The sequence below is a fragment of the Arthrobacter sp. 2RAF6 genome (assembly GCF_052115205.1).
In the GTDB taxonomy this organism is placed as follows: domain Bacteria; phylum Actinomycetota; class Actinomycetes; order Actinomycetales; family Micrococcaceae; genus Arthrobacter.
Genome location: NZ_JBFRGF010000002.1, coordinates 215,422 through 238,362 on the forward strand (window position 1 = coordinate 215,422; position 22,941 = coordinate 238,362).

24 protein-coding genes and 1 other RNA gene are annotated in these 22,941 nt (G+C 62.2%); 9 read left to right on the forward strand and 16 right to left on the reverse strand.

The genetic code is table 11. The annotated features are described in order from the left end of the window. Positions 1-6 precede the first annotated feature (6 nt). The gene (locus AB4Z38_RS02495; RefSeq protein WP_441428231.1) at positions 7-720 is read left to right on the forward strand and encodes a metal-dependent transcriptional regulator; all 714 of its coding nucleotides are present in this window, start codon (positions 7-9) and stop codon (positions 718-720) included. A gap of 86 nt (positions 721-806) precedes the next feature. Here AB4Z38_RS02495 and AB4Z38_RS02500 read toward each other — a convergent pair whose 3' ends face one another. Beyond that, the gene (locus tag AB4Z38_RS02500; RefSeq protein ID WP_441428232.1) at positions 807-2,258 is read right to left on the reverse strand and encodes an MFS transporter; all 1,452 of its coding nucleotides are present in this window, start codon (positions 2,256-2,258) and stop codon (positions 807-809) included. A 74-nt stretch (positions 2,259-2,332) separates the two neighbouring features. On the opposite strand from AB4Z38_RS02500, the gene AB4Z38_RS02505 reads away from it, so the two are divergent. Next, on the forward strand, positions 2,333-2,707 hold the full coding sequence (locus AB4Z38_RS02505) for a hypothetical protein (protein ID WP_441428233.1): 375 nt from the start codon (positions 2,333-2,335) through the stop codon (positions 2,705-2,707). A 121-nt stretch (positions 2,708-2,828) separates the two neighbouring features. After that, on the forward strand, positions 2,829-2,969 hold the full coding sequence (locus AB4Z38_RS02510) for a hypothetical protein (RefSeq protein WP_172465476.1): 141 nt from the start codon (positions 2,829-2,831) through the stop codon (positions 2,967-2,969). 82 nt (positions 2,970-3,051) lie between these two features. Here the strand turns inward: AB4Z38_RS02510 and AB4Z38_RS02515 are convergent, their stop codons facing one another. Both AB4Z38_RS02515 and AB4Z38_RS02520 read right to left on the reverse strand, forming a co-directional pair. Further along, positions 3,052-4,050, reverse strand: coding sequence for a S1C family serine protease (locus AB4Z38_RS02515; protein ID WP_441428234.1), 999 nt, complete (start codon positions 4,048-4,050; stop codon positions 3,052-3,054). 111 nt (positions 4,051-4,161) lie between these two features. Continuing rightward, the gene (locus AB4Z38_RS02520) at positions 4,162-4,632 is read right to left on the reverse strand and encodes a MarR family winged helix-turn-helix transcriptional regulator (RefSeq protein WP_441428235.1); all 471 of its coding nucleotides are present in this window, start codon (positions 4,630-4,632) and stop codon (positions 4,162-4,164) included. A gap of 123 nt (positions 4,633-4,755) precedes the next feature. Here AB4Z38_RS02520 and AB4Z38_RS02525 point away from each other — a divergent pair, with 123 nt between their 5' ends. The 6 genes from AB4Z38_RS02525 to AB4Z38_RS02550 are packed head-to-tail and all read left to right on the forward strand — an operon-like array spanning position 4,756 to position 11,304. After that, complete coding sequence (locus AB4Z38_RS02525) at positions 4,756-5,697, forward strand: SDR family NAD(P)-dependent oxidoreductase (RefSeq protein ID WP_441428236.1); 942 nt, start codon at positions 4,756-4,758, stop codon at positions 5,695-5,697. A gap of 1 nt (position 5,698) precedes the next feature. Beyond that, the gene (locus AB4Z38_RS02530; RefSeq protein WP_441428237.1) at positions 5,699-6,595 is read left to right on the forward strand and encodes an amidohydrolase family protein; all 897 of its coding nucleotides are present in this window, start codon (positions 5,699-5,701) and stop codon (positions 6,593-6,595) included. Further along, positions 6,588-7,808 carry an acyl-CoA dehydrogenase family protein gene (locus AB4Z38_RS02535; RefSeq protein WP_441428238.1) on the forward strand — a complete coding sequence of 407 codons (1,221 nt, stop codon included), beginning with the start codon at positions 6,588-6,590 and terminating at the stop codon, positions 7,806-7,808. Before AB4Z38_RS02530 ends, AB4Z38_RS02535 begins: the two co-directional genes overlap by 8 nt. Before the next feature lie 28 nt (positions 7,809-7,836). Further along, positions 7,837-8,292, forward strand: coding sequence for a MaoC family dehydratase (locus tag AB4Z38_RS02540; RefSeq protein WP_441428239.1), 456 nt, complete (start codon positions 7,837-7,839; stop codon positions 8,290-8,292). Positions 8,293-8,336: 44 nt separating this feature from the next. Continuing rightward, a complete protein-coding gene (locus tag AB4Z38_RS02545) occupies positions 8,337-9,704 on the forward strand; it encodes an MFS transporter (protein WP_441428240.1) in 1,368 nt (455 codons plus the stop codon). 40 nt (positions 9,705-9,744) lie between these two features. Further along, positions 9,745-11,304: an acyl-CoA synthetase gene (locus AB4Z38_RS02550; RefSeq protein WP_441428241.1), complete on the forward strand. Its 1,560-nt coding sequence runs from the start codon at positions 9,745-9,747 to the stop codon at positions 11,302-11,304. Between the two features lie 728 nt (positions 11,305-12,032). Here the strand turns inward: AB4Z38_RS02550 and ssrA are convergent. The 13 genes from ssrA to AB4Z38_RS02615 form a co-directional block, all read right to left on the reverse strand. Continuing rightward, positions 12,033-12,401: a transfer-messenger RNA gene (gene ssrA / locus AB4Z38_RS02555) on the reverse strand. Between the two features lie 152 nt (positions 12,402-12,553). After that, the gene (gene smpB, locus AB4Z38_RS02560; RefSeq protein WP_028264808.1) at positions 12,554-13,024 is read right to left on the reverse strand and encodes an SsrA-binding protein SmpB; all 471 of its coding nucleotides are present in this window, start codon (positions 13,022-13,024) and stop codon (positions 12,554-12,556) included. Between the two features lie 64 nt (positions 13,025-13,088). Beyond that, positions 13,089-14,444, reverse strand: coding sequence for a peptidoglycan DD-metalloendopeptidase family protein (locus AB4Z38_RS02565; RefSeq protein WP_441428267.1), 1,356 nt, complete (start codon positions 14,442-14,444; stop codon positions 13,089-13,091). A gap of 74 nt (positions 14,445-14,518) precedes the next feature. Beyond that, entirely contained in the window at positions 14,519-15,433 is a 915-nt protein-coding gene (ftsX, locus tag AB4Z38_RS02570) for a permease-like cell division protein FtsX (protein WP_441428242.1), read from the reverse strand. Beyond that, positions 15,430-16,194 carry a cell division ATP-binding protein FtsE gene (ftsE, locus tag AB4Z38_RS02575; protein ID WP_059387583.1) on the reverse strand — a complete coding sequence of 255 codons (765 nt, stop codon included), beginning with the start codon at positions 16,192-16,194 and terminating at the stop codon, positions 15,430-15,432. Before ftsE ends, ftsX begins: the two co-directional genes overlap by 4 nt. 171 nt (positions 16,195-16,365) lie before the next feature. Next, entirely contained in the window at positions 16,366-17,481 is a 1,116-nt protein-coding gene (gene prfB / locus AB4Z38_RS02580; RefSeq protein WP_441428243.1) for a peptide chain release factor 2, read from the reverse strand. Between the two features lie 67 nt (positions 17,482-17,548). Next, a complete protein-coding gene (locus tag AB4Z38_RS02585; protein WP_441428244.1) occupies positions 17,549-18,001 on the reverse strand; it encodes a pilus assembly protein TadG-related protein in 453 nt (150 codons plus the stop codon). A 23-nt stretch (positions 18,002-18,024) separates the two neighbouring features. Further along, entirely contained in the window at positions 18,025-18,543 is a 519-nt protein-coding gene (locus AB4Z38_RS02590) for a hypothetical protein (protein ID WP_441428245.1), read from the reverse strand. Beyond that, a complete protein-coding gene (locus AB4Z38_RS02595) occupies positions 18,524-18,940 on the reverse strand; it encodes a TadE family protein (protein ID WP_441428246.1) in 417 nt (138 codons plus the stop codon). Before AB4Z38_RS02595 ends, AB4Z38_RS02590 begins: the two co-directional genes overlap by 20 nt. Positions 18,941-18,944: 4 nt before the next feature. Then, positions 18,945-19,208: a hypothetical protein gene (locus AB4Z38_RS02600; protein WP_441428247.1), complete on the reverse strand. Its 264-nt coding sequence runs from the start codon at positions 19,206-19,208 to the stop codon at positions 18,945-18,947. A gap of 111 nt (positions 19,209-19,319) precedes the next feature. Further along, complete coding sequence (locus AB4Z38_RS02605; RefSeq protein ID WP_441428248.1) at positions 19,320-20,258, reverse strand: type II secretion system F family protein; 939 nt, start codon at positions 20,256-20,258, stop codon at positions 19,320-19,322. Further along, a complete protein-coding gene (locus AB4Z38_RS02610) occupies positions 20,255-21,106 on the reverse strand; it encodes a type II secretion system F family protein (protein ID WP_441428249.1) in 852 nt (283 codons plus the stop codon). Before AB4Z38_RS02610 ends, AB4Z38_RS02605 begins: the two co-directional genes overlap by 4 nt. Further along, a complete protein-coding gene (locus tag AB4Z38_RS02615) occupies positions 21,106-22,329 on the reverse strand; it encodes a CpaF family protein (protein WP_441428250.1) in 1,224 nt (407 codons plus the stop codon). Before AB4Z38_RS02615 ends, AB4Z38_RS02610 begins: the two co-directional genes overlap by 1 nt. Positions 22,330-22,941 lie beyond the last annotated feature (612 nt).

Genomic DNA, 22,941 nt, shown 5'->3' on the forward strand with positions numbered 1-22,941 from the left:
GGAACCGTGAAGACCAGTGCGCCCTCCTCCTCGATCGAGGACTACGTCAAGGTCATCTACTCCTTTACGGAGTGGCAGGACAAACCCATCACGTCCTCGCAGCTCGCGCAGCGGCTCGGCGTCGCCAATTCCTCCGTCTCGGAGATGGTCCGAAAGCTCAAGGACCAAGGCCTCGTGGACCACCAGCCCTACAGCGCCATTACCTTGACCCCCCAGGGAATGCAGCTTGCCTTGGGCATGGTCCGCCGGCACCGCCTGATCGAGACGTACCTCGTGAGGGAGTTGGGCTACAGCTGGGATGAAGTCCACGACGAGGCCGAGATGCTCGAGCACGCCGTCTCGGAGACGTTCATCGATCGCATGGCCGCCAAGCTGGGCAACCCCGGACGCGATCCCCATGGTGACCCCATCCCCGCTGCGGACGGTTCGGTCAGCCTGCCGCATGCGCACCGTATGATCGAGCTCGACGACGGCCATTCCGGGAAGATCACCCGGATCAGCGACGAAAACCCGGAGCTGCTGCGCTACCTGTCCGCCGAGGAAATCGACCTTGATGCCAGCGTCCAGGTGATTGGCCGCAAACCATTCGGAGGTGCGCTCGTGGTCCGGATCGGAAAAGGTCCGCGCAGCCGCGACTACGATCTCGCCGATGAGGTCGCCTCGGCGTTGTGGGTAGCCACGGACACCGTCCACGAAGGCTGCGTCCTCGCGGAACGCTGACGAAGCTGTGTTCTGGAAAGCTGTGTCTTGGAAAGCTGTGTTCTGGAAAGCTGTGTCTTGGAAAGCGGTGTCTTGGAAAGCACAGTTCAGGCGCGCTGGGCGGCCGTCCCGCCGTCGTCGGGTGCTGGACCTTCCGGAGAGTCCACCACTGCAGCGCCCAGCACCGGGTTCCGGATCCCGACGGCGGATGCCGCCGCCCCGAGGAAGAACAGTACGGCGGTGACCACCAAGGCATTCATGAGACCTTGGCGGCTGAAGACCGGGCCGATGATGAGCCCGGCAAATGCTATGCAGATCAAGCCGGCAATGCGGGCCACTGCGTTGTTCACTGCGGAGCCGATCCCGGCCTCTTCGGTGGGTACTGCGCCGAGGATCGCCGCGGTGAGGGGCGCCACCAAGGTGCTGAGGCCGATCCCGAAAACGATCTGCCCTGGCAGCACTTCGGTCCAGTAGTTCAGGGGCTCTTGGACGGCCAAGGTCATGAGAAAACCGATTCCACAGATGAACGGCCCGGCCGTCATGAACCATCGTGGACCATACTTGCCCGCCAGTCCACCGAAGAATGAGGCCGTGAGCATCAGCAGGACCGTCGCGGGGAGCAACGCGATGCCCGCAGTTGTGGCTTTCATCCCTCCCACTTGCTGCAAGTAGATGCCTACGGCGAAGAAGCCGAGGGACAGGGCGCCGTAAATGGCCAGTGTGGCGATGTTTCCCCATCCGAAATTACGGATGCCGAAGAGCCGCAGGGGCAACATTGGCTCGGGCGTCCTCGCTTCGTGGATCAGGAAGAGGACCAAGCCAACGGCTCCGACGGCGAGCGGCATCCAGACCACCATGTTGCCCCAGCCCATGCGCCCTTGTTCGATGAAGGCGTAGACCGGTCCACCGAGTCCCACCATGGCCAGGAATGCGCCGAGGTAGTCGATCTTCTTGCTCGTGTCCGTCGCGGCATCGGACCTCCGCAACCCGGCGAGGATCGGCCAGACGGCAACGGCCGGAACCACATTGATAAAAAAGATGACGCGCCAGGACAGTAGATCGACCGACACACCGCCGATCAGCGGGGCGACGATGGCGGCCGCGCTGGTCCAGCCGGACCATTGGCCGATTGCCTTGGACTGGGCCGGCCCGGAGAAGAACGTGACGATCATGGCGAGCGAACTCGGGACAAGCAGCGCCCCGGCGATCCCCTGCAGGGCCCGCGATACCACGAGCACCTCCCCGTTCCAGGCGAGACCGCACGTGACGGAGGTGATGGTGAAGCCGGCGAGTCCCCATTCCAGGATGCGAGCGCGGCCGAAGTGGTCGGAGAGGGATCCGGCGACCAGGATCAGCGCGCCCAGGGTCAAAAGATAGGCATCCACGACCCATTGCTGGATGACAAGGCCACCACCGAGTTCGCGGCCAATCGCCGGGAGCGCGAGGTTCACCACGAAGCCATCCAAAATGGCGATGAAGGAAGCCACAATAGCCACAACAAGGACCCGCTTTTGGAGCGGAGTGCTTGGCAGCAGGGCCGCTGCGTCGGTCATGAGCACAGCCTACGCCTGCTTGTCCGCTCCCGTCCGGATTCCTGCCCGGTCCTGCCACGGCGAAAGTCCCGTATCGTTGAATGGTGATTAGCAGACGTGACGCCGCACTGGCCCTTGATATTTCGATGGAAATGGCCCAACGCCACGGCATTCCCCCCAGGCTTTCAAAAGCCGAGCTGAGCGAGCTGCAAGACAATCCACCGCAGTGGCTCGTCCAATCCCGCGCCAACCGCACCGGCAAACGTCCTGTTTGGGTGCACCTGAGCTGCGTTGTCTGCGGTTACACCGAGGCTGCCCGTCCCAAGAAATGGTGGCCGGAGTTCACCTACGTTTTCTGTGGCCACCACCGGAACAGCGAGGTTCCCGGAATCCTGCCCGGAGAGGTCCGCAGCGAGTACGAAGGAATCGGCTCGCGGTTCGTGGGCATAGTGGACGTTCCGGCTTCCGAGGCCTAATCACTTGAGCGTTTCGCAGCCGGTTGCTTTCGCCTGAAACAGGCGTAGCTTACAGAGAGAGGGCCTTTCAGGACCCTCTTTGCAGGATCTTCAGGGAAGATCCGGAGTTAGGGAGCATGACATGCCTGACAAAGCGCCGCACCAGCACGAGACGAAGAAGAGTATCAAGTCCATCAAGGAGAAACGGGCAGTGAAGCGTGCCAAGCACGAATCCGATGCCGCCGTGGATCCGGTGGCCCATTTGAGGATGAGGAAGAAGTAGCAAAAAGCCGGAGCCATCTTGGCCCCGGCTTTTTAGCGGACTGGTCTTTTTAGCGGACTGGTTCCCTCGTGACCCCGGCTCCTCACGAATCCGCGTCGGTCATTTCGCTGGGCACGGCCACAATCGCGTGGATCTTGCCGTCCCGCAGGACCGTGAGGAGGAACGGCTCCCCTATGGCCTGCGAAAACAAGAGTTTTTGAAGGCTCTCGGCACTGGATACGGCCCGCGATTGCGCACTGAGGACCAGGTCGCCCGCGAGCAGTCCTGCACGCTCCGCCGGAGATCCGGCGATGACTTCCACCACCCGGAGCGCTTCCTTCTGGCCGGTCCGGATCACCGCACTCGTGTCCAGCGGAATAGGGGTGCTCACCAAGCCAAGGTATGCCCGGCGGACCCGGCCGTCCTTCAGCAGCGCGGCGATGATCCGTTGGGTGGTGGTGTTGATGGGCACTGCGAGTCCGAGGCCCAAGCCAGCCACGGCGGTGTTGATTCCCACGATCCGTCCCTTGGTGTCGGCCAGGGCTCCCCCGGAATTGCCCGGGTTCAACGCGGCGTCGGTCTGGATGACGTCCTCGATGACCCGGCTGTGCCGGCCGGACCTGACCGGAATGGAACGTCCGAGGCCGCTGACGACGCCAGCGGTCACTGATCCTGCCAGTCCCAGCGGATTACCCACAGCGATCACCAATTGTCCTACGTGCAGGGATTCCGCGTTGCCCAAGGTGGCCGGCGGCGGCGTGTGGTGCCCGCGGACAATGGCGAGGTCGGACAGGGGGTCCGCGCCGACGAGTTCGACGTCGGTATGGGTTCCGTCCGCAAAGATTGCCCGCCCGGAACTGAGGCCCGAAACCACGTGGGCATTGGTCAGCAAGTAGCCATCCCCAGTGAACACGACGGCCGATCCACTTCCGATCCTGAGCTGGCCGTTTCTGCGGGCGCTGCTCATCTCCAATGCTGCAACATGCGGCGTGACTGTCTCTGCGACGCGCATCACTGTCCGCGAGTAGGCGTCCAAGGCTTCGTCATCTGACGGGGCGTCAGGGATGTCCTCGGGAAAAACTTGTTCCGGCAACGTACTCATCGTGCACCTCCTGTAACCGGTGGTGTCTATATCAACGAATACGCTGCTTCGGTTAGTCCGTTCCGTCCTACGCCGTGGGTGAACTCTGTCACGCCACTGATGAATGGGAAACTAACCCCACAACGCCTTTCGCAGCAGCACCTTAAGCTGGGCGGCCTCCCGGTCGTCCAGCGCCGCCAGCACTTCGGATTCCGCACGGCGGGCTGCAATGGCTGCTTCGGCGAGCAATTGGCTCCCCTTCGACGTCGCCGTCACGGTCTTGGCCCGGCGGTCCTGTTTGCCAGGCGCCCTGGCCACCAGTTTCCGCTTTTCAAGTTCGTCCACCAAGGCGACGATCTGGCTGGGGTCAAGGCTCAGGAAGTCCGCCAGCTCCCGCTGGGTAGGCTCCAGGCCGCTGTTGGCCAGGAGCAACACCGAATAGGACCTCTCCTTGAGGTCGAACTCAGCAAGAGCCCGGTTGTTCACGACCGAGCCGCCTGCATGGAGCTTGGCCAGCAGGAAACCCACGTCCTGGCTGATCGGAGCGGCTACCAGCCGGTCCTTCGTGGCGGCCTGCTGCTCGTCCTGCGCCTCGATCGTCATAACAAACTCCAATAATCTTCAAAATCAATCGTTGACATTTTCAACTATACGTATTCTCATGGATACAGAACAGCATCCCACGCCGAAGGCCTGGATGCACGGGGATCGAGCAAAGGAGCAGCGATGAGCCTGTCAGGAAAAGTAGCGATTGTCACCGGAAGCGGTCGGGGCCTGGGGCTTGCTTACGCCCGGGAACTCGCCCGTCAGGGCGCGGCGGTGGTCATCAACGACGTCGACGCCGAGGTGGCCGGCGAAGCGGTCCGGACCATCGAGGCCGACGGCGGCCGGGCAGTCGCCGTCGTCGCTCCCGTAGGCAGCACAGAAGCAGCGAAGCAGCTGGTGGAAGCGGCTGTCGCAGGATTTGGCCGCCTGGATATCCTGGTCACCAATGCCGGCATCCTGCGGGACAAGAGTCTGCTGAAGATGACGGACGAGGACTTCGACCTGGTCATCAACGTCCATCTCCGCGGCACCTTCACGTGCGCCCGCGAAGCATTCGGCTACTTCAAGGAAAACGGGATCGGCGGCCGCATCATCGCCATCGGCTCCCCGACCGGGCAGCGCGGCAACTTCGGCCAGAGCAACTACGCCGCTGCGAAGGCCGGAATCGTGGGCATGGTCCGGACCTGGGCGCTGGAAATGAAGAAGGCGGGCGTCACTGCCAACGCCGTCATCCCCGTGGCCGCGACGGCAATGACCAAGACCATCCCGTACTTCCGCAAAGCTGTGGAGGCAGACGAACGCGGCGAGGCCATGCCGCACTTCTTCCGCCACGAACTCGGCTTTGGAACGGCCGACGACGTCTCCGGACTCATCGCGTTCCTCGCCTCCGACGAAGCGGCCGGCATTACCGGCCAGGCCATCGGCGCCGGCGGTGACCGCCTCCAGCTCTGGACCCACCCCGAAACCGCCGCCACCGAATACCACGAGGGCGGTTGGGGATACCAGGACCTCGTGGAGAACTTCGACCAGCTGTTCGGAGACAAGCTGCAGAGCGTCGGCGAGGAATTCCTGCCCCTCCCGGCGGAACTGCAGCCCGAAGCCGCCCCCGCACAGGTCCGCTGACATGCCCGCACTCCAGCGCTACGAACTCGGCATCGACGCCGCGAAACTTGACGCGATCGACATGCACGTCCATCTCGAAGTGGACGGCCACGGCCACGAATCCCTGCCACCGGCCCTGACGGAAGCCTCCGCCAAGTACTTCAAGGCCGAGGACCGCACACCCTCGCTGGACCGCATCGCCGAGGTCTACCGCGAACTGAACATGGCCGCCGTCGTCTTCACCGTGGACGCCCGCACCCAGCTCAAGCACGAGCCCAACAGCATCCCCGAGCTGATCGCGGGAGCCGCAAGGAACAATGACGTGCTGATCCCCTTCGGCAGCGTGGACCCCCGCACCGGCGCCGAGGCCATCCAGGGCGCCAAGCACCAGGCGATAGACTTGGGCGCCCGCGGCTTCAAGTTTCACCCCAGCCTGCAGGGCTTCGATCCCTCCGGCGAACAGTTCTACCCGCTCTGGGAAACACTGCAGGAACTGGGCCTCCCGGCCATCTTCCACACCGGCCAGAACGGCATGGGCGCCGGTCTCCCCGGCGGCTACGGCATCAAGCTGGCCTACTCCAACCCGCTCCTGCTCGACGCCGTCGCGGCGGACTTCCCTGGGCTGCAGATCATCATGGCCCACCCCTCGGTGCCCTGGCAGGACGAAGCGAATTCGATCGCCACGCACAAATCCAATGTGTTCATCGACCTCTCCGGCTGGTCCCCGAAATATTTCCCCGAGTCGCTGGTACGCATGTCCAACTCGGTGCTGCAGGACAAGGTCTTGTTCGGCACGGACTTCCCGCTCATCACGCCGCAGAAGTGGCTGGCCGCCTTCGCTGAGCTCCCGCTCAAGGACGAAGTCCGGCCCAAGATCCTCAAGGACAACGCCGTCCGCCTGCTCGGATTGGATGGCTGACATGAGCCTGGAGACCCGCGCGGAGTCAAGGGCGGCGGAGCGCCTCTACAGCGTCTGCGACTATTACGACGCCGAGTCCCTCCTCACCGAGGACGAACGCCGCGTCCTTGGCCGCTTGCGCAACTTCCTGGACCGCGAAGCGAAGCCGCTGTTGGCCGACTACTGGGAGCGCGGCGAATTCCCTCACCAGCTGGCCCGGCCGCTCATCGAGCTGGACCTCATGGAACCGGCGGATCTGACGGTTCACGCTCCTGCCCGCGGCATCTACCAAGGCTTCAGGATCTTCGAACTCGCCCGCACGGATGCTTCGCTGGCCACGTGGTACACCGCCCAGGCCGGCCTCTTCCGCACCGCCATCCGGGTGGGCGCCTCGGCGGAACAACAAGCCGAGTGGATGCCGAAAGTCATCGACTTCTCGCTAAAAGGTGTCTTCTCCCTGACCGAACCGGAATCCGGATCGGACATTGCCGGCGGGCTCTCCACCACCGCGCGCCACGACGGCAGTGCCTGGGTGCTCGATGGTGCCAAGCGCTGGATCGGGGGCGCTTCGACCGCGGATGTCCTCGCGGTGTTCGCCCGGGACGTCGCCGACGGACAGGTCAAGGCGTTCCTCGTAGACCGCCAGGCAGCCGGGGTGACCTTGGAGAAGATCCACCGGAAGTCCTCGCTGCGGATGATGCAGAACGCCCACATCACGCTCGACGGTGTCCGGGTCCCCGAATCCATGCGCCTGCACAACGTGAACTCCTTCAAGGACGTGGCGACGATGCTCCGCGCCATGCGCTCTGATGTCGCCTGGATTGCCACCGGCATCCAGGCCGGCGCCTTCGAAGCAGCCCTTCGCTACGTTCGCGAGCGCCAACAGTTCGGCCGCCCGCTGGGTTCCTTCCAGCTGGTCCAGGAGAAGCTGGCCCGCATGTTGGGCAACCTCACGGCAAGCTTGTCCCTCGTGGTCAGGCTGACCGAACAGCAGGCCCGCGGGGTCTACCGCGACCAGGACTCCGCCTTGGCGAAAATGCAAAGCTGCCTGGCGATGCGGGAAACAGTCGCCCTGGCCCGGGAGCTGGCAGGCGGCAACGGAATCACGCTCGAGAGTGATGTTGCCCGGTTCCACGCCGACGCCGAAGCCGTCTACTCCTACGAAGGAACACACGAAATCAACGCCCTGATCGTCGGGCGTGCCCTCACAGGCGAGAGCGCCTTCGCGCGCTAACCCCAAAAAACAACCACAGGAGGCAACAATGGCCCATCTCGTCGTCGACTTCGACAAACTGCTCACCCTCGCCGGAACCGATCTCGGCGTCACCGAATACCGCGAAATCACCCAGGAACAGGTCAACAAGTTCGCTGACGCCACCGGGGATGACCAGTGGATCCATGTCGATCCGGAACGCGCCAAGGACGGCCCGTTCGGCACCCCGATCGCCCACGGCTTCCTCACGCTCTCGCTCATCATCCCGTTCTGGGGCGAGCTGTTCGACGTCGACGGTGTCACCACCAAGGTGAACTACGGCCTGGACAAGGTCCGTTTCACGTCCCCGGTCAAGGTGGGCGCGCGGATCCGCATGCAAGCCACCATCGCCGAAGTCACCGAGGTCAAGGGGGGCGCCCAGATCAAGGTCACCAACACCATCGAAATCGAAGGCCAGGAACGCCCCGCAGTCGTGGCCGAATTCCTCGCCCGTTTCTACAAATAGCCCGCTTCCGCAGGCATCCCCACCCTCTGCCGTAAGGAACAACGATGTCCCAAATATCGCAGCTTCAATCCTTGGACGTGGCCACCAGGCGCAAGGAGGCACGCACCGTCATTGCTTCCAGCTACCTGGGCAGCACCATCGAGTACTACGACTTCCTGCTCTATGCCACAGCCGCGGCCGTGGTCTTTCCCAAGGTCTTCTTCTCAGGCATGGACGACTGGGTGGGCGTCGTGGCCGCCTACGGAACTTTCGCCGCAGGATATGTAGCGCGCCCGCTGGGTGGAGTCATCTTCGGGCACTTCGGCGACAAGCTGGGACGCAAGGGAATGCTCATCGTCTCCATGCTGGTCATGGGCTTGGCTTCCGCGCTGATCGGCCTGGTCCCGGGAGCCTCCGTGGCCGGTCCGTGGGGCGCCGTGATGCTTGTGGTGCTCCGCGTCTTCCAGGGCATCGCCGTGGGCGGCGAGTGGGGCGGGGCCGCCTTGATGGCGTTGGAGCATTCGGAATCGGGGAAGCGCGGCTTTGCTGCCTCGTTCGTCAATGCGGGAGCGCCGTCGGGCGCCGTGCTGGGCACCCTCATCATGGGCGCCTTCTCGGCCCTGCCGAACTCCCAGTTCCTTGCCTGGGGCTGGCGCGTTCCCTTCCTGTTCTCGTTTGTCTTGCTCGCAGTGGGCATGTTCGTCCGGCTCAAGGTTTCGGAGAGCCCCATCTTCAAAGCTGCCATTGAACAGGAGAGGATGGCAGAACAGGAAAGGGTGGCCCGGAACGCTGACAACCGTGCCGCCGCGAAGCCCGTCATGCCGCTCCTCCAGGTACTGCGCCGGCCCAAGACCTTGATTTTCACCATGCTCGCCGGGGCCGCCGGTTTCGCCCTCCAGGTGGTGCTGGCAACGTTCGCGGTCACCTTCGCGGTCTCCAAGGGCGCCGACCGCCAGGGCGTGCTGTACGCCTTCGCCGCCGCTTCCTTCATCTCCATCGCCTTCGTGGTCCTTGGCGGCAGGCTCTCCGACAAACTGGGCCGGAGGCCCGTGATGATCGGCGGGCTCGTACTCTTCATCGCCTATCTGGTCCCGATGTTCCAGCTGTTGTCCTCGAACAACATCCTCCTGGTCTTCGTCGCCTTCACCATCGGCCTGATGATCCACTCAACCCTCTTCGGGCCACTGGCCGCCTTCGTGTCCGAGCAGTTCGGCACCACTTCCCGCTATACGGGAGCCTCGCTCGGCTACCAGCTCGCGACGCTCCTCGGCGCGGGCTTCACGCCGGGGATCGTGGCCCAGATCTTCAAGGATTCGGGCCAGAACACGGGATCGGTGGTCTTCTACCTGGCTGTGATGTCCGTTGTCTCCATCATCTTCATCCTGTTGACCCGGGAACCGAAGAACAACGATTTGCAGACCGTCCGGCCTTGAGGCCGGGAAGGGTCTAGCTTGGGAATCAGAAAGGACCGTCATGGAGAATTTTGGCATCGGTTCGTGGCTGCAGCGCCGCCGCCCGAAGTCCGGAAGCAAGGTTGCGCTGATCTCCGGAGACCGCCGACTCAGCTATGAAGAATTTGCGGAACGATCGGACAGGCTCGCCAACGCCCTCAAATCCGGTGGCGTGGCCAAGGGCGACAGGGTGGCCTATCTCGGGGAAAACCATCCCGCTTTCCTGGAAACGCTTTTTGCTTGTGGGCAGCTCGGCGCGATCTTCGTGCCCCTGAACACTCGGTTGGCGCCCCCGGAGATCAATTTCCAGCTTGAGGACTGCGGTGCGGTTGCACTGATCCACTCAGCGAGCCTCAACGGCCTTGCGGCCAGCGGCGCGGAAGGCACCCACGTGAGCCGGCGCGTCGTCGTCGGCGATTCCCTCATGGGCGACAGTAGCGCCGCTTCCGGAAGCGAAACCCCGACGGCGGCGGAGGACTATGAGGACGTCGTCGCCTCGGGAGCGGCCCGGCATCTGGATGAGGAAGTCGGACTCGATGACGGCGCCATGATCCTTTACACATCCGGAACCACGGGACGCCCCAAGGGTGCATTGCTGACCCACGGGAACATCATCTGGAACTGCATCAACGTGATTGTCGACTTTGATTTCTCGTCCAGCGATGTAGCGCTCATGATCTCGCCGATGTTCCACGTCGCCTCGCTCGACATGGGAGTGTTGCCTACGCTGCTCAAGGGCGGGACCGTGGTCCTGGAGTCGAGGTTCGATCCCCAACGCACCCTTGAGCTCATCGAGCGGCACGGGGCCACCACTATTAGCGGGGTGCCCACCACCTACCAGATGCTCTGCGAGCATCCGGCCTGGCCGACGTCGGACCTTGGCTCCCTCAACAAGCTGACCTGCGGCGGATCGGCAGTTCCCATGCGCGTCCTCGAAGCGTACGAGGCGCGCGGACTGCACTTCTCCAACGGCTACGGAATGACCGAGACGGCGCCGGGCGCCACAACGCTGCCCGCCGCCAGGTCCCGCGACAAGGCGGGCTCTTCCGGGCTCCCGCACTTCTTCAGCGACGTCCGGATCGCGGACGTGGCAGGCGGCCTTGCCGAGCAGGGCACGGTGGGGGAAATCCAGATCAAGGGTCCCAACGTCATCCACGAATACTGGAACCGGCCCGATGCCACGGCCGAATCATATGCAGACGGCGACTGGTTCAAGTCCGGAGACATGGGCTACAAGGACGCCGACGGATTCGTCTTTGTCTCGGACCGGCTCAAGGACATGATCATCTCGGGCGGCGAGAATATCTACCCGGCCGAGGTGGAACAAGCGATCAGTGAACTCAACGCCGTGGACAGCGTGGCAGTCATCGGCGTGCCGGACGAGAAGTGGGGAGAGGTACCACGCGCCGTGGTGGTGCTGCGCGAGGGAGCCTTTTTGACCGAGGACGAACTCAAGGGGCACCTGGCCGGCCGACTGGCCCGCTACAAAATCCCCAAGACTGTGGTGTTTGTGGACGACATGCCTCGAACGGCCAGCGGAAAGATCCGCAAGAGCGAGCTGCGCCGGAGCACCGTTTCCTGAAGGATCCGCTGACAGGGTGCGTGGTACTTGTTAATAAGCACACTCGACGAACCGGCCCGGTTGCCACGCAGGAACCCCGAAAAACAAGCAATAACTACTCAAGACAATCATCTCCGGCAGTCCTACCATGTCGGAGAGCGTCCATGCCAAACAGATGGGCGGATCGCCACGGCTGGGCTCAGACCGGCGAGGGGCCGTAGCCAAAAACTTGCGAGGAGCCTTGCTGGATGGACAACCCGCATTCCAAAAACCGGGGTCGGTGCATCGCCTACGCAAACTATCAGGAGAAAGACTGACTCCTTACCGGGCCCGCCCTCCCAGCCTAGGCCGAAGGAGCGAGGGCCTTTCGCAGCATAGTGCCGGACCCAGCCGACAGGCTGAGATTGGGGCGAACGTGGACGGGCAACAATGGATATGGGTCGTGATGGTCCTTGTCGGAGCAGCACTGGTAGCCCTTGTAATGGTCTTTGGACACCAGCGGCGGAGGCTGGCTGATCCCAAACGCGCCGCCAAACATCGCGACAGGGAACCCGGAAGCCCCCCGGACGGCGTCGACAGCTCGGATGACGAGCCGGCAACTCGGAGTCCGAACCACTGAGACCGCCCAGGAATGGAACGTCGAACCCTTCCCGGGACCACCAACCCAGGCAAAGAAAACACCCCGGTCAGAGACCGGGGTGTAACCGATGACCCGACGCATCCGTGGAGGATGTCTCGACTCATCACAAAAGTGGAGATGGGGGGAATTGAACCCCCGTCCGATGTCGTGTTGTCAGGGCTTCTCCGGGCGCAGTTCGCGTCGGATTTTCTCGGCCCCAGCTATCCTGCGAACAAGTAGCTGATCCGGGCCCAGTCATCTAAGAGTCCCGTTTGCCTCGATGACGAAGACAAGCAGCAGTGGCTATCTAAATGACGCCAGGATCCGGGGCAATAGCAACCTCGGGCTGACGGACTGTCTTACTGCTTAGGCAGCAAGAGCGAAGTCAGTGCGCTTAGAATTGGCACTTATTGGTTTGCAGACAGCGTTTACGAGATAATTCTGCATCCTCGGCCCGCTTCACCTGTCGCGACTAACATCGTCGAAACCGATCATCCCCGTATTTTGTTATCAATCCCCGCAGAACGACTACCGCCCGAAAGCGACCATCCAAAAAACCTGCCGGGTTAATCATCATAACGCATCGCTGCACCCGAACATTCCGGGACACGCTTTGGCTGCCGACCCACTTGGCGGCGCTTTCCCCGCAAGTCAGCGGCGGTTGCGCTCGCGCAGTTCACGCAGCGATTCGCGCTTGTCCTGCTGCTCGCGCAACGTCTGCCTCTTGTCGTAATCCTTCTTGCCTCGAGCCAAAGCAATCTCGACCTTGGCGCGTCCGTCCAGGAAGTACAGCTGGAGCGGGACTACCGTCAGCCCGGTCTCGCGGATCTTGCCGGAGATTTTGTTGAGTTCCTCGCGGTGAAGCAGCAGCTTCCGACGGCGGCGAGCGGCATGGTTGGTCCAGCTCCCCTGGTTGTACTCAGGGATATGGATGCCCTCCATCCACAACTCGTCGTTATAGAACGTACAGAAGCCATCGACCATAGATGCATGGCCTTCACGCAGGGACTTTACTTCGGTTCCCATGAGGGCAATGCCAGCCTCATAGGTATCCAATATGTGGTAGTCATGCCGAGCCTTGCGATTGGTGGCCACTACCTTACGGCCACTTTCCTTGGGCACGGTAGAACTCCTTGGTTGTCGAAGAATCACACTAGTCTACGCCAGCGGAACCTTGTCGGGTGGGCTACAGAAGGTTCATCGGGTCAACAGCCTGCCCGTTCACCCAGGTTTCAAAGTGCACGTGGCAGCCGGTGGAGTTACCCGTGGTACCCGAATATGCGATGAGCTGGCCTTGGCTCACCTGCTGTCCGGACGAAACCACCACGCTGGTGTTGTGGTAGTAAACCGTGGTGAGGGAATCTCCATTGATGACTCCGTGCGATATCTTGACACGGTTGCCACCGCCATCGTTGCCCCAGCCCGCTGAAAATACCGTGCCGGCAGCGGCTGCGTATACGGGCGTTCCACAGGGGGCACCGAAGTCGATGCCCGTGTGCATGTATCCGCCCTGGCCGTAGAAATCGATGGTTCCCGGCGGCGTCGCGCGCCAACCGAAGCCTGAAGTGATCGGGATGTTCGCAGGTACCGGGTGGATCAGGCCGAAGTTGGAGCGCGGGTTGCTCGCTGGTGGGATAAAAGGTTGCGGGGGTGCCTGGTTCTGCGCCTGGGCGGCTGCGGCAGCGGCTGCAGCCAGTCGCTGCTGTTCGGCCAACCATGCTTCGCGCAGTTTGCGGTCACGCTCCGAGATTTCCGCAGCGACTGCATCCTGATTCGCCTTCACTTGTTGGAGCTGGGCTTGGATCCCGGGCTTGGCCGCTTGGAGCTGGGCGTTGAGACGGGTGGTGTCCGAGATGAGCTTGTCCACTTGCGCCTTCTTGGCAGCGGCATCGTCGCGAGCTGCCTTTTCACGCTCAAGTGCCGCGTCCGCTTTCGCCTTGAGATCGCGGATTTCCTGTTCGACGGCGGTGAGCCGGGCCTGCGAGTTCACGTTCGTGGCGCTCTGCTGCGTCAACTTCGTCATCGTAGCGTTCTGGCTGCGCATCGCCTGGTTGGCGAGGTCCATGGTTTCCGTGAGGTTGCCGCCGTCGTTCGCTCCGAACAGCAAGGCAACGTTCGTGGGAACGCCGCCGGATTTATATGCCTGAGCCGCGATCTGGCCGATGAGCTTCTTGCTGTCGCTGATCTTTTGCTTATCGTCTTCCAGTTGCTGGGTGATCTGGGCTTTACTCTGCTGCGCCAGGTCCACGCGGGCTGCCAAGGCATCCGCCTCCTTCACCGCTGTGGCAACCTTGCCCTGGGCTTCGAGAAGTGCCTGTTGTGCTCCGGGAAGCTGTCCTTGGTAGACCACAAGGTCGCCGGCCGCCTTGGCAATGTTGGCGTCAACGAATTCCAACGACTGCTGCACGCGCGCCGATTCCGCGTTCAGGGCGGCCTGCTGGTCATCGAGGTCGTCAGCATGTGCCACGGGCGCGGTGCCAAGGCTCGCCGCGAGTGCAACGGCCAGCACGGAGCCGACAACCTTCGCACGGACGCTAACCATGCGCAGCTGTAGCGCAACCTGGTACTTCCGTTGCATCGGCTGTCCTGTTCGCCCGGGATCAGTGCTCTTCATGGCTAGACCTTAAGATATCGGCGGAGAGTGAGGAGTGAAGATATCCCGGCCAGACCGCCGCCCAACGCTATCAGGACCGGAGCAATTACGAGTACCTGGGCCGAGGAAATGAACGGAGTATTGAGGAACTGCTTCGACAAGTCTCCATTAAGCCAGAATTGTGCCACCAGCCATAGTGTGCCGGAGGCCAGGACTGCACCCACGACGGCGGCGATGACGCCTTCGAGGATGAACGGCAGTTGGATGACGGTCTTCGACGCTCCAACGAGGCGCATGATGCCTGTCTCCCGCCGCCTGCTAAACGCGGACAACCTGATGGTCGTGGTGATGAGCAGGACCGCGCAGAAGATCATGACTCCCGCCACCACCATTGCCGCCACGGAGGCGCCGTTCATCCACTCAAAGATCCGTTCAAGGACCTGGCGTTGATCGCTCACGGTCTCCACCCCGGCCTGGGACGAGAATGTCTCGCTGATGATCTGGTACTTCTGGGGGTCCTTCATGTTGATCCGGAAAGACGAAGGAAGCTGGTCCTGGGTTACCGAATCAACAATCGGAGAGTTGGAGAACTGTTCCTTGAAGTGCTTGAACGCATCCGCCTGCGATTCGAATTGGTAATCGGTGATGTACTGCTTGACTGTCGGCGAATCGAGCATTTTGGCCAGGTTGTCCTGCTGCTCTTTGGTCACCGCGCCCGAAGCACATCCCGTCGACGTCGAGGAATCGTTGCAGAGGAAGATGGCGACCTGGACCTTGTCGTACCAGTAGCCCTTCATCTGGTTGATCTGCATCTGCAGCATGCCGGCCGCGCCGACAAAGGTGAGGGAGACAAAGGTCACCAGGACGACGGAAATCACCATGGACAGGTTCCGGCGCAGGCCGCTACCGATCTCGCCCAGAATAAAAGCGGGCCTCACTGCTGGACCCCCTGTGCGCGGTCGATTTCCGCATCGCTCGCGTCCTTCATTCGCCGGGACTCTCCCACCACCGGAATCATCGAGGTGTAGAGGGCCCTTGCCTCATCACGGACCACCACTCCGTTCCGCAGCTCCACCACGCGTTTGCGCATCTCGTTCACAATGTCGTCGTCGTGCGTTGCCATGACCACAGTGGTGCCGTTCTGGTTGATTTTGTCGAGCACACCCATGATGCCCATCGAGGTGATGGGGTCCAGGTTTCCGGTGGGTTCGTCCGCCAGCAGGATGCCGGGGCGATTGACGACGGCGCGGGCAATAGCCACGCGCTGCTGCTCACCACCGGACAGCTCATGGGGCATGCGACGTTCCTTGCCTTCAAGCCCAACAGTCTTCAGCACTTCCGGAACTGTCTCCCGGATGATGCTCCGGCTCTTGCCGATCACCTGCATGGCGAAGGCCACGTTGGCGAAGACATTCTTCTGCGGCAACAAGCGGAAATCCTGGAAAACGACGCCGATTCCGCGGCGAAGCTTGGGGACCCGCCAGCTTGAAATGTTGGCTACGTTCTGGCCTGCGACGTAGACCGAACCGGATGTTGCCCGGTCTTCCTTCAGAATGAGTCGTAGAAACGTCGACTTGCCGGAGCCCGAGGCCCCGACGAGGAAGGTGAATTCTCCACGGTCAATCTCAAGGTTGACAGCATCCAGCGCCGGACGGGCATTGGGGTCGTAGACCTTGGTGACATTCTCAAATCGGATCATGACTCTTCAGAACCCCGCCGGACATGCCACGTTCGGCCAGTCCAACCGCCAGCGCACGGGCTTTCGTTGGGGGAAGTTGAGCGCCGGCTCTCCGACTATACGCACGCTCCGCGATGGAATCGCAGGCTTGGAGCGGTGTGTCGCCCAATCAGGCAATCAGCGCGGCGGCCCTTATCCCTCAGCGTTACGGTTGCCTGTGCGCCAGCGAATGCCGGCGTCGATGAAGTCGTCGATGTCGCCGTCGAACACCGCTGACGTGTTGCCCACTTCGTGTTCAGTCCGCAAGTCCTTGACCATCTGGTACGGATTGAGCACGTACGAACGCATCTGGTCACCCCATGATGCCTTCACGTCCCCTGCGAATGCCTTCTTCTCAGCATCTTCCTGCTCCTTTTTCAGGAGGAGGAGCCGCGACTGGAGCACGCGCATTGCGGCTGCGCGGTTCTGCAGCTGGGACTTCTCGTTCTGCATGGAGACGACAATCCCTGAAGGGATATGGGTCAAACGTACTGCGGAGTCCGTCGTGTTGACGGACTGGCCGCCAGGGCCGGAAGAGCGGAAAACATCGACGCGGATCTCATTGTCCGGAATGTCGATCGAGTCGGTCTGCTCAATGAGCGGGATGACTTCGACGGCGGCAAAGGACGTTTGCCGGCGGCCCTGATTGTCGAAGGGGCTGATGCGGACAAGTCGGTGCGTCCCGGCTTCGACACTGAGGGTACCGAACGCATACGGCGCTTTGACCTCGAAAGTGGCTGATTTGAGGCCGGCCTCTTCGGCGTACGAAGTGTCCATGACGGTAGTCGGGTAGCCATGGCGTTCCGCCCAGCGCAGGTACATGCGCATGAGCATCTCGGCGAAGTCCGCCGCGTCAACACCACCGGCGCCCGCACGAATCGTGACGACGGCCTCGCGTTCGTCATACTCGCCCGAGAGCAGCGTTACCACTTCAAGTTCCTTGAGGGCCTTGCGGATGGAGTCGAGTTCCGTGGCGGCTTCGACCATGGAGGCGTCGTCGTCCTCATCCTGGCCCAGCTCGACAAGAACCTCGAGATCGTCGATGCGGCCCATCAGCCTGTTCAACCGTTCAAGTTCTGACTGCCGGTGGGACAACTTGGAGGTAATCACCTGCGCGGCAGCTGGATCGTCCCAGAGGTTCGGTTCACCAGCCCGCTCGCTCAGTTCTGCGATCTCTTCCTTGAGCTTCTCGACATCGGAAACCTGTTCGATGGAGCGGTAGGTGGAGCGAAGCGCGCGGATTTCTGCGGGAAAGTCAATCTGAGCCATGGTTGTTCCAGAGTACGCCATCCGTTGGCGGCCTTGGCACGGGGTCTGGACGTGTGACGCCCGGAACTCAGCGGGTCAGCCGGGAACGCGCAGTGGAACGGGCCTCGATCGGAACGCCGTCGGGCAGCAGAAAGCTGACCACGGGCGGATGGGCAACCGCGCTGAGCACCACTTCGGCCGTGGTGCTGTCCGGACTTCCAGTGCCCGGTGCGACGGCAAGTTGATCGAACCGTGAATGGGCGCTGTTTTGGCTGAGGTATGACTCGGTAACGCCGCGCACCCGCTCGCTGTTGAGGACGGCCGAGGGCGTTTCGGCGCCACTGTCCACTTGGCCAAGGGTATAGCTGTCCGCAGCTGCCACCGAAGCTCCGTCCGCCACGGAGAGGAGCTTCTTATGTTCGATGTAGATGGCGGACGCCGCAGCAACGACCGTTGCCAGCAACAACGCGATCACGACATAACCGACGGTCAAGACCATCAAATGGCCGTCTTCCCCCTCCGATTTCCGGGACCTCTGCATGTCCCTCCTCGCGGGAAGGTCCCTCACCTGAACCGCCCGACGATTTGCGTGGCCGACGCACTCAGATTCGCGGCGTCCAGATTCAGGGTGTCCCCAAAGGGCAGCATGGGCAACGGCACCGTGAGCTTGACTGTCACCGTGACCGCAGCACCCGCCGACAGGCAATCGCCGCGGTCGCACGCGACGTCGACAAATGCCCGCTCCGCGGAATGGCCATAGTCGGCAAGGGTCAGAAGGGCAGCCTGTTCAGCGGCGAGGCGCCCCTGGGAGTTGTCCTTCTGCATGACATAGACCTTGGCGGCTTGATCCGCTGCCCCCACGACGGCGAAGGAACCGCCCTGGATCTGTCCAATAGTGACGATGAAATAGACCACGGGAACCATAAGCAGGAGGGACAGAAGGATGAACTCGACCACTGCGCTTCCCCGCTCAGAGGCACACCGACGGCCGGTGGATTCCCGGCCCTCGGCGAGTGGCAGGCAGGCCGCCTCCCGGAAGCGGGAAAGCGCTGCACGGCCAAGATCAGCCGGGAGTCGCAGCATGCCCCCTCACCTCCAGCGCCGCTCCGGGTCCTATCAGCCCGATGACGGGCAAGGGTGCCCGGACTGTCACTTCCAAGGTGCGGATTCCTTGGAAGCTAGTCTCGGACGTCGAGATTTCCCGGGCAAAGTCCGCGTTCAGCGCCGTTCCGATCAGGTCTGCCGTGCGCTCACGTGCATCGGCCGGTGTCCGGTCGGCGAGAGTGCCGTAACGGGCTCCGGACGAGGCCGCATCAATGAGGGTGTTGCGTACGTGCAACACCAGGGCCAGTTGAATGACGGCGAGGAAGAACACCGTCAACAGACCGCCGACCAGGACAAAATCCACGATGGCGGAGCCTTGTTCATCGCCGGCACTGACGCCACCGCCATCTTCCGCTCCCCGGCTGCGGAACGGCATGGACTTACTTTCCGACCTTGCTCATGGCCTGGTTGAAGAGTCCCTCAAGAGCCGGGGCGGCCAGCGCCAGCAGGCCCGCGACGAGGGCGGCGGACATCAGCGTGATCATGACCCAACCGGGTACATCGCCCCGGTCTGGATGGTCGTCGTCGGGGATCAAACCTTCGCTCGGGGCCGTTCTCAGCGACGGTCTGGACGGCGGGAGTGTCCACAACTGCCACAGAAAAAGTCCTGAAGCGGGCAGGCTTCGGCGTCCGAGCTTCTTCATTTTTCCCCATTTCGTTGTGCAGGAATCCGTTGTGATCCGTGCAGTTTTTTGTTTTGGCATTCAGGCGGATGCCCATGTTATGGATGTGTAAAGGCTTGACGGAGACCGTCATCAGAAGCCAAGTTCCAGCGCGGCCAGGCCCGGATAGACGGCGAAGATCACGGTGAGGGGCAGGACGCCGAAAACCAGCGGCACCATCATGGCGATTTCCTTGCGGCCCGCCGCTTCCATCAGCTCCCGTTTGGCTGAATCTCGCACATCCGCAGCTTGGGCCCGCAAAACATCGGCCAAAGGAGTACCCCGTTCGACAGCAACGACGATTCCATCCACGAACCGAACAAGCGGGCCGATCTCGGCTCGTCCTGAAAACTCGTGCAGGGCTTCGACCAAGGGCGTGCCGGCCCGGGTGGCGGCCAATACCAGGGCAAACTCCTTCGCCAACTCGCCGCGGGCTGTGCGACACACCCGATCGAGGGCACCGCTCGCACTCTCCCCCGCGCCCACCGCAAGGGCCATCAGTTCGGCAAGGCTGGGGAATTCCGCCAGCATCCGCCTTTCCCTTCGTTTGATCCGCACTCCCAGCATGTAGTCGCGGAAAACAAACCCGCCAAGCGCACAAACCAAGACCGAGGCAACCGAAAGCCCCGGACTGAACCGTCCCCCGGTCGCAGCCGCGACCACGACGACCACCGCCATGGCAAAACCCGCCGCCGCCCAGAGCAACTGCTCCGCGCGGAAATCCAGCGCGGACTTTCCAGAGCCGGCCTTTGCCAGCCTCTTGTTGAGGGACGTGGTACCGAGGTTGAACTTCGCCAGATAGCGGAGGGCGTCCCGGAACACCGGCCGCAGAATGCGCTCCAAAGGGCCGAACGGTGCGATGTCCGGGGTTGTGGACAGCAGGCGCGATTCAAGGTTCTGGGACCTGAGTTGCGGCTCGATGCGCTCCGCGAAGGGAGTGGCCCGCATAAATGGCATGCGAACAAAGATGAGCCACAATCCGGCTCCCAAAAGAAGTCCGCAGAACACAGTCAGGGCAGTCAACGCAGTCATCGAAGCACCCTTTCATCTTCAGGAAGGGCGGCGATGCGCAGCATGACCCAGTAACAGAAGCCCGAGACCAGCAATCCGCCTCCAAGAACGCTGACTCCGGCCGCCGAGTTGTACGCGGCAACCGCTTCCGGCCTGCTGGCCAGCAGCATCAGGACGATCCAGGGGGCGGCAACGGCCAGGCGCGCCCCATTGATGGTCCATGATTGTCGTGCCTCGAGTTCACTACGGGTCCTCGCGCTCTCACGAAGGAACTCGGCAAGAGTTCCCAAAAGGCGACCGAGATCGGATCCGCCCACATCGCGGGTCAGTCTGAGCGCCTCAATGATCCGGTCGGCAACGGGATCGGCCAAGCGATCTTTTAACTTGCTCAACGCCGAATCGAAATGGCCGCCGGAACGGTAATCCGCACCAAACTCCCGGAAGAGGGATCGCAGCTCTTCAGGGCCCTTGTCCCCGAGCTGGACAAGCGCCTCGGGCAACGAAAGTCCCGCGCGGATTGCCGAGCGCAAATGGTCGACCACATCGGGCCAGAGCTCCCGGAGCATGGCGGTCCGCTTGCGCGCCCGCCAGCTGACAACGGCCAAGGGAAGCCACGCACCGAACAGGCCGAAGCACGCTGCGATCGAAAAGGACGCCGTCACGATGTAGATCACCAGAGTAGTGAAAAGGCCCAATCCGAGGCACGACGCGATGAATCCCCCGCCGCTCACCTTTTCGATCCCGGCCGTAAGCAACAAAGACTCAAGGCGTTTCGGTTTTGGCTCCTTGACCGCGAGCGGGTGTTCCCATGCAGACCACCAGATGAGAAACACACCCAGGCCGCAGAGAACGCCCAGCAGCGGCGCCATCAGTAGTGCTCCAGGAGCGCGGCGACGTCAAAACCTGCCCGGGCGAATTTCTCCGCGGCCGGCATCGAATTCGAGGTGGGTTGGAGTCTGCCGTCCTGCATCGCGAATACTTTGGACGACTCAATGATGCCGTTCTCCACGCGTCGACCCAGCGAAAGAATCTCTGTGACCTGCCGGCGTCCGTCCGCGTGGCGGCTGCAATGGACAACAAGGTCGATGCAGGACGCCACGGTTGGAACGACGAACGCACTCGAAATATTGCCTCCGGCCAGCAGCGGCAGGGTGCAAACCTTAGTCACGGCGTCATGGGCAGAATTCGCATGGACGGTGCACATGCCGGGAAGCCCCGAATTCAATGCAATAAGCATGTCCAGGCTTTCGGCTTCCCGGACTTCGCCCACCACGAGACGATCCGGCCGCATGCGAAGAGCCTCTTTGACGAGTCGGCGTAAGGGAATCTCGCCCTGACCCTCGAGGTTCGGCTGGCGGCACTGGAGGCCAACAACGTCACGCAGCGGGAAGTGGAGTTCGAAGATCTCTTCCACGGTGATGACCCGCTCCCGGGAGCCGATGTTGGCCGCCAGGCAATTGAGCATGGTGGTCTTTCCTGCCTGGGTGGCTCCTGAGACGAGAATGTTCAGTCCGCTTGCCACCGCGGCTCCGAGGAATCGGGCCGACTCGGGCGTCAACGTCCCCAGCTCCACTAGATGCTCGAGCCGGGTCGCTTTGACCACGAATTTGCGAATATTGACAGCCCAATGACGGCGGGTGACGTCGGGAATGACTACGTGGAGCCGGGAGCCATCCGGCAGGGCTGCGTCCACGAAGGGTGACGAGAGGTCCAGCCTGCGCCCGGAACTCTTAAGCATCCGCTCAACGAGGTCGCGAACCTGCTGCTCGGTGAGGCTGATCGAGGTAAGTTCGGATTCGCCATTCCGGGCAACGTAAACCTCGCTGGGCGCGTTGAGCCAGACTTCTTCGATGGCGGGGTCATCCAGAAGGGGCTGGAGCGGCCCGAAACCGGCAACGGCGTCGAACACGTACTTGCGTGCAGTGTCCAAATGTCCCAAAGGAGGCAAGGGGGCTAGAAGCGCCCGCTCATCGTAGTCATTCACGGCGGCCTCGACGAGCCGGTGCACTTCGACTGCTTGACTCAAAGGATCCAGTCCACGCCGACGAATCAGCTCGCGGACTTCATCCTCGACGATACGCAAAGCCTCCATGTTCCCCCCAATGCAGCATGCGCCCACGCGCTGCGGAAACCTTCAACAAGGTTAAAAGTAGGGGAGGTTGCAACATCCTGCCAAGTCAATTTGGGGTGGTTGTGGATAACCACCGACGACTAGTCACACTGGATTGAGTTTGGCGCTCTGGGAATACCTTACTCTTGGCCGGATTCTTGCGAGCCTACCGGCGGGACAGCATCCACGAAATCGGAACGAATTCCGCCCACTACTCGAGTGATGGCGGTGATTAAATGCGAGTGTTGACACCCTGATTGGCCACTCGTAGCGTCAAATAATCAGCCGCGCGCCATGGGCCGAAGCAGACCAAGCGCCTTTGATCCACGCCCTTGACGCGCTGCCATTTCAACAATGAATGCCCACGATGAGTACTGGCAACCCCGAATTGTGCAAGCGAATCACACAAGCACTGAAGGTCTCACCAGTCAGGTTGCAGGCGCGACGAACGGACTTGGGATGCAAAACAGGTGGATGGTGGCCTCCCCCCAGGGGCGGGGGCTCCCCTATGAGGGTCAACGGACCCATCGAAAGTCGGCTGCCATGGGGGCAGCCGCGCTTCTTTTAGCAACACTCTTCAACGCTGCCATTTTG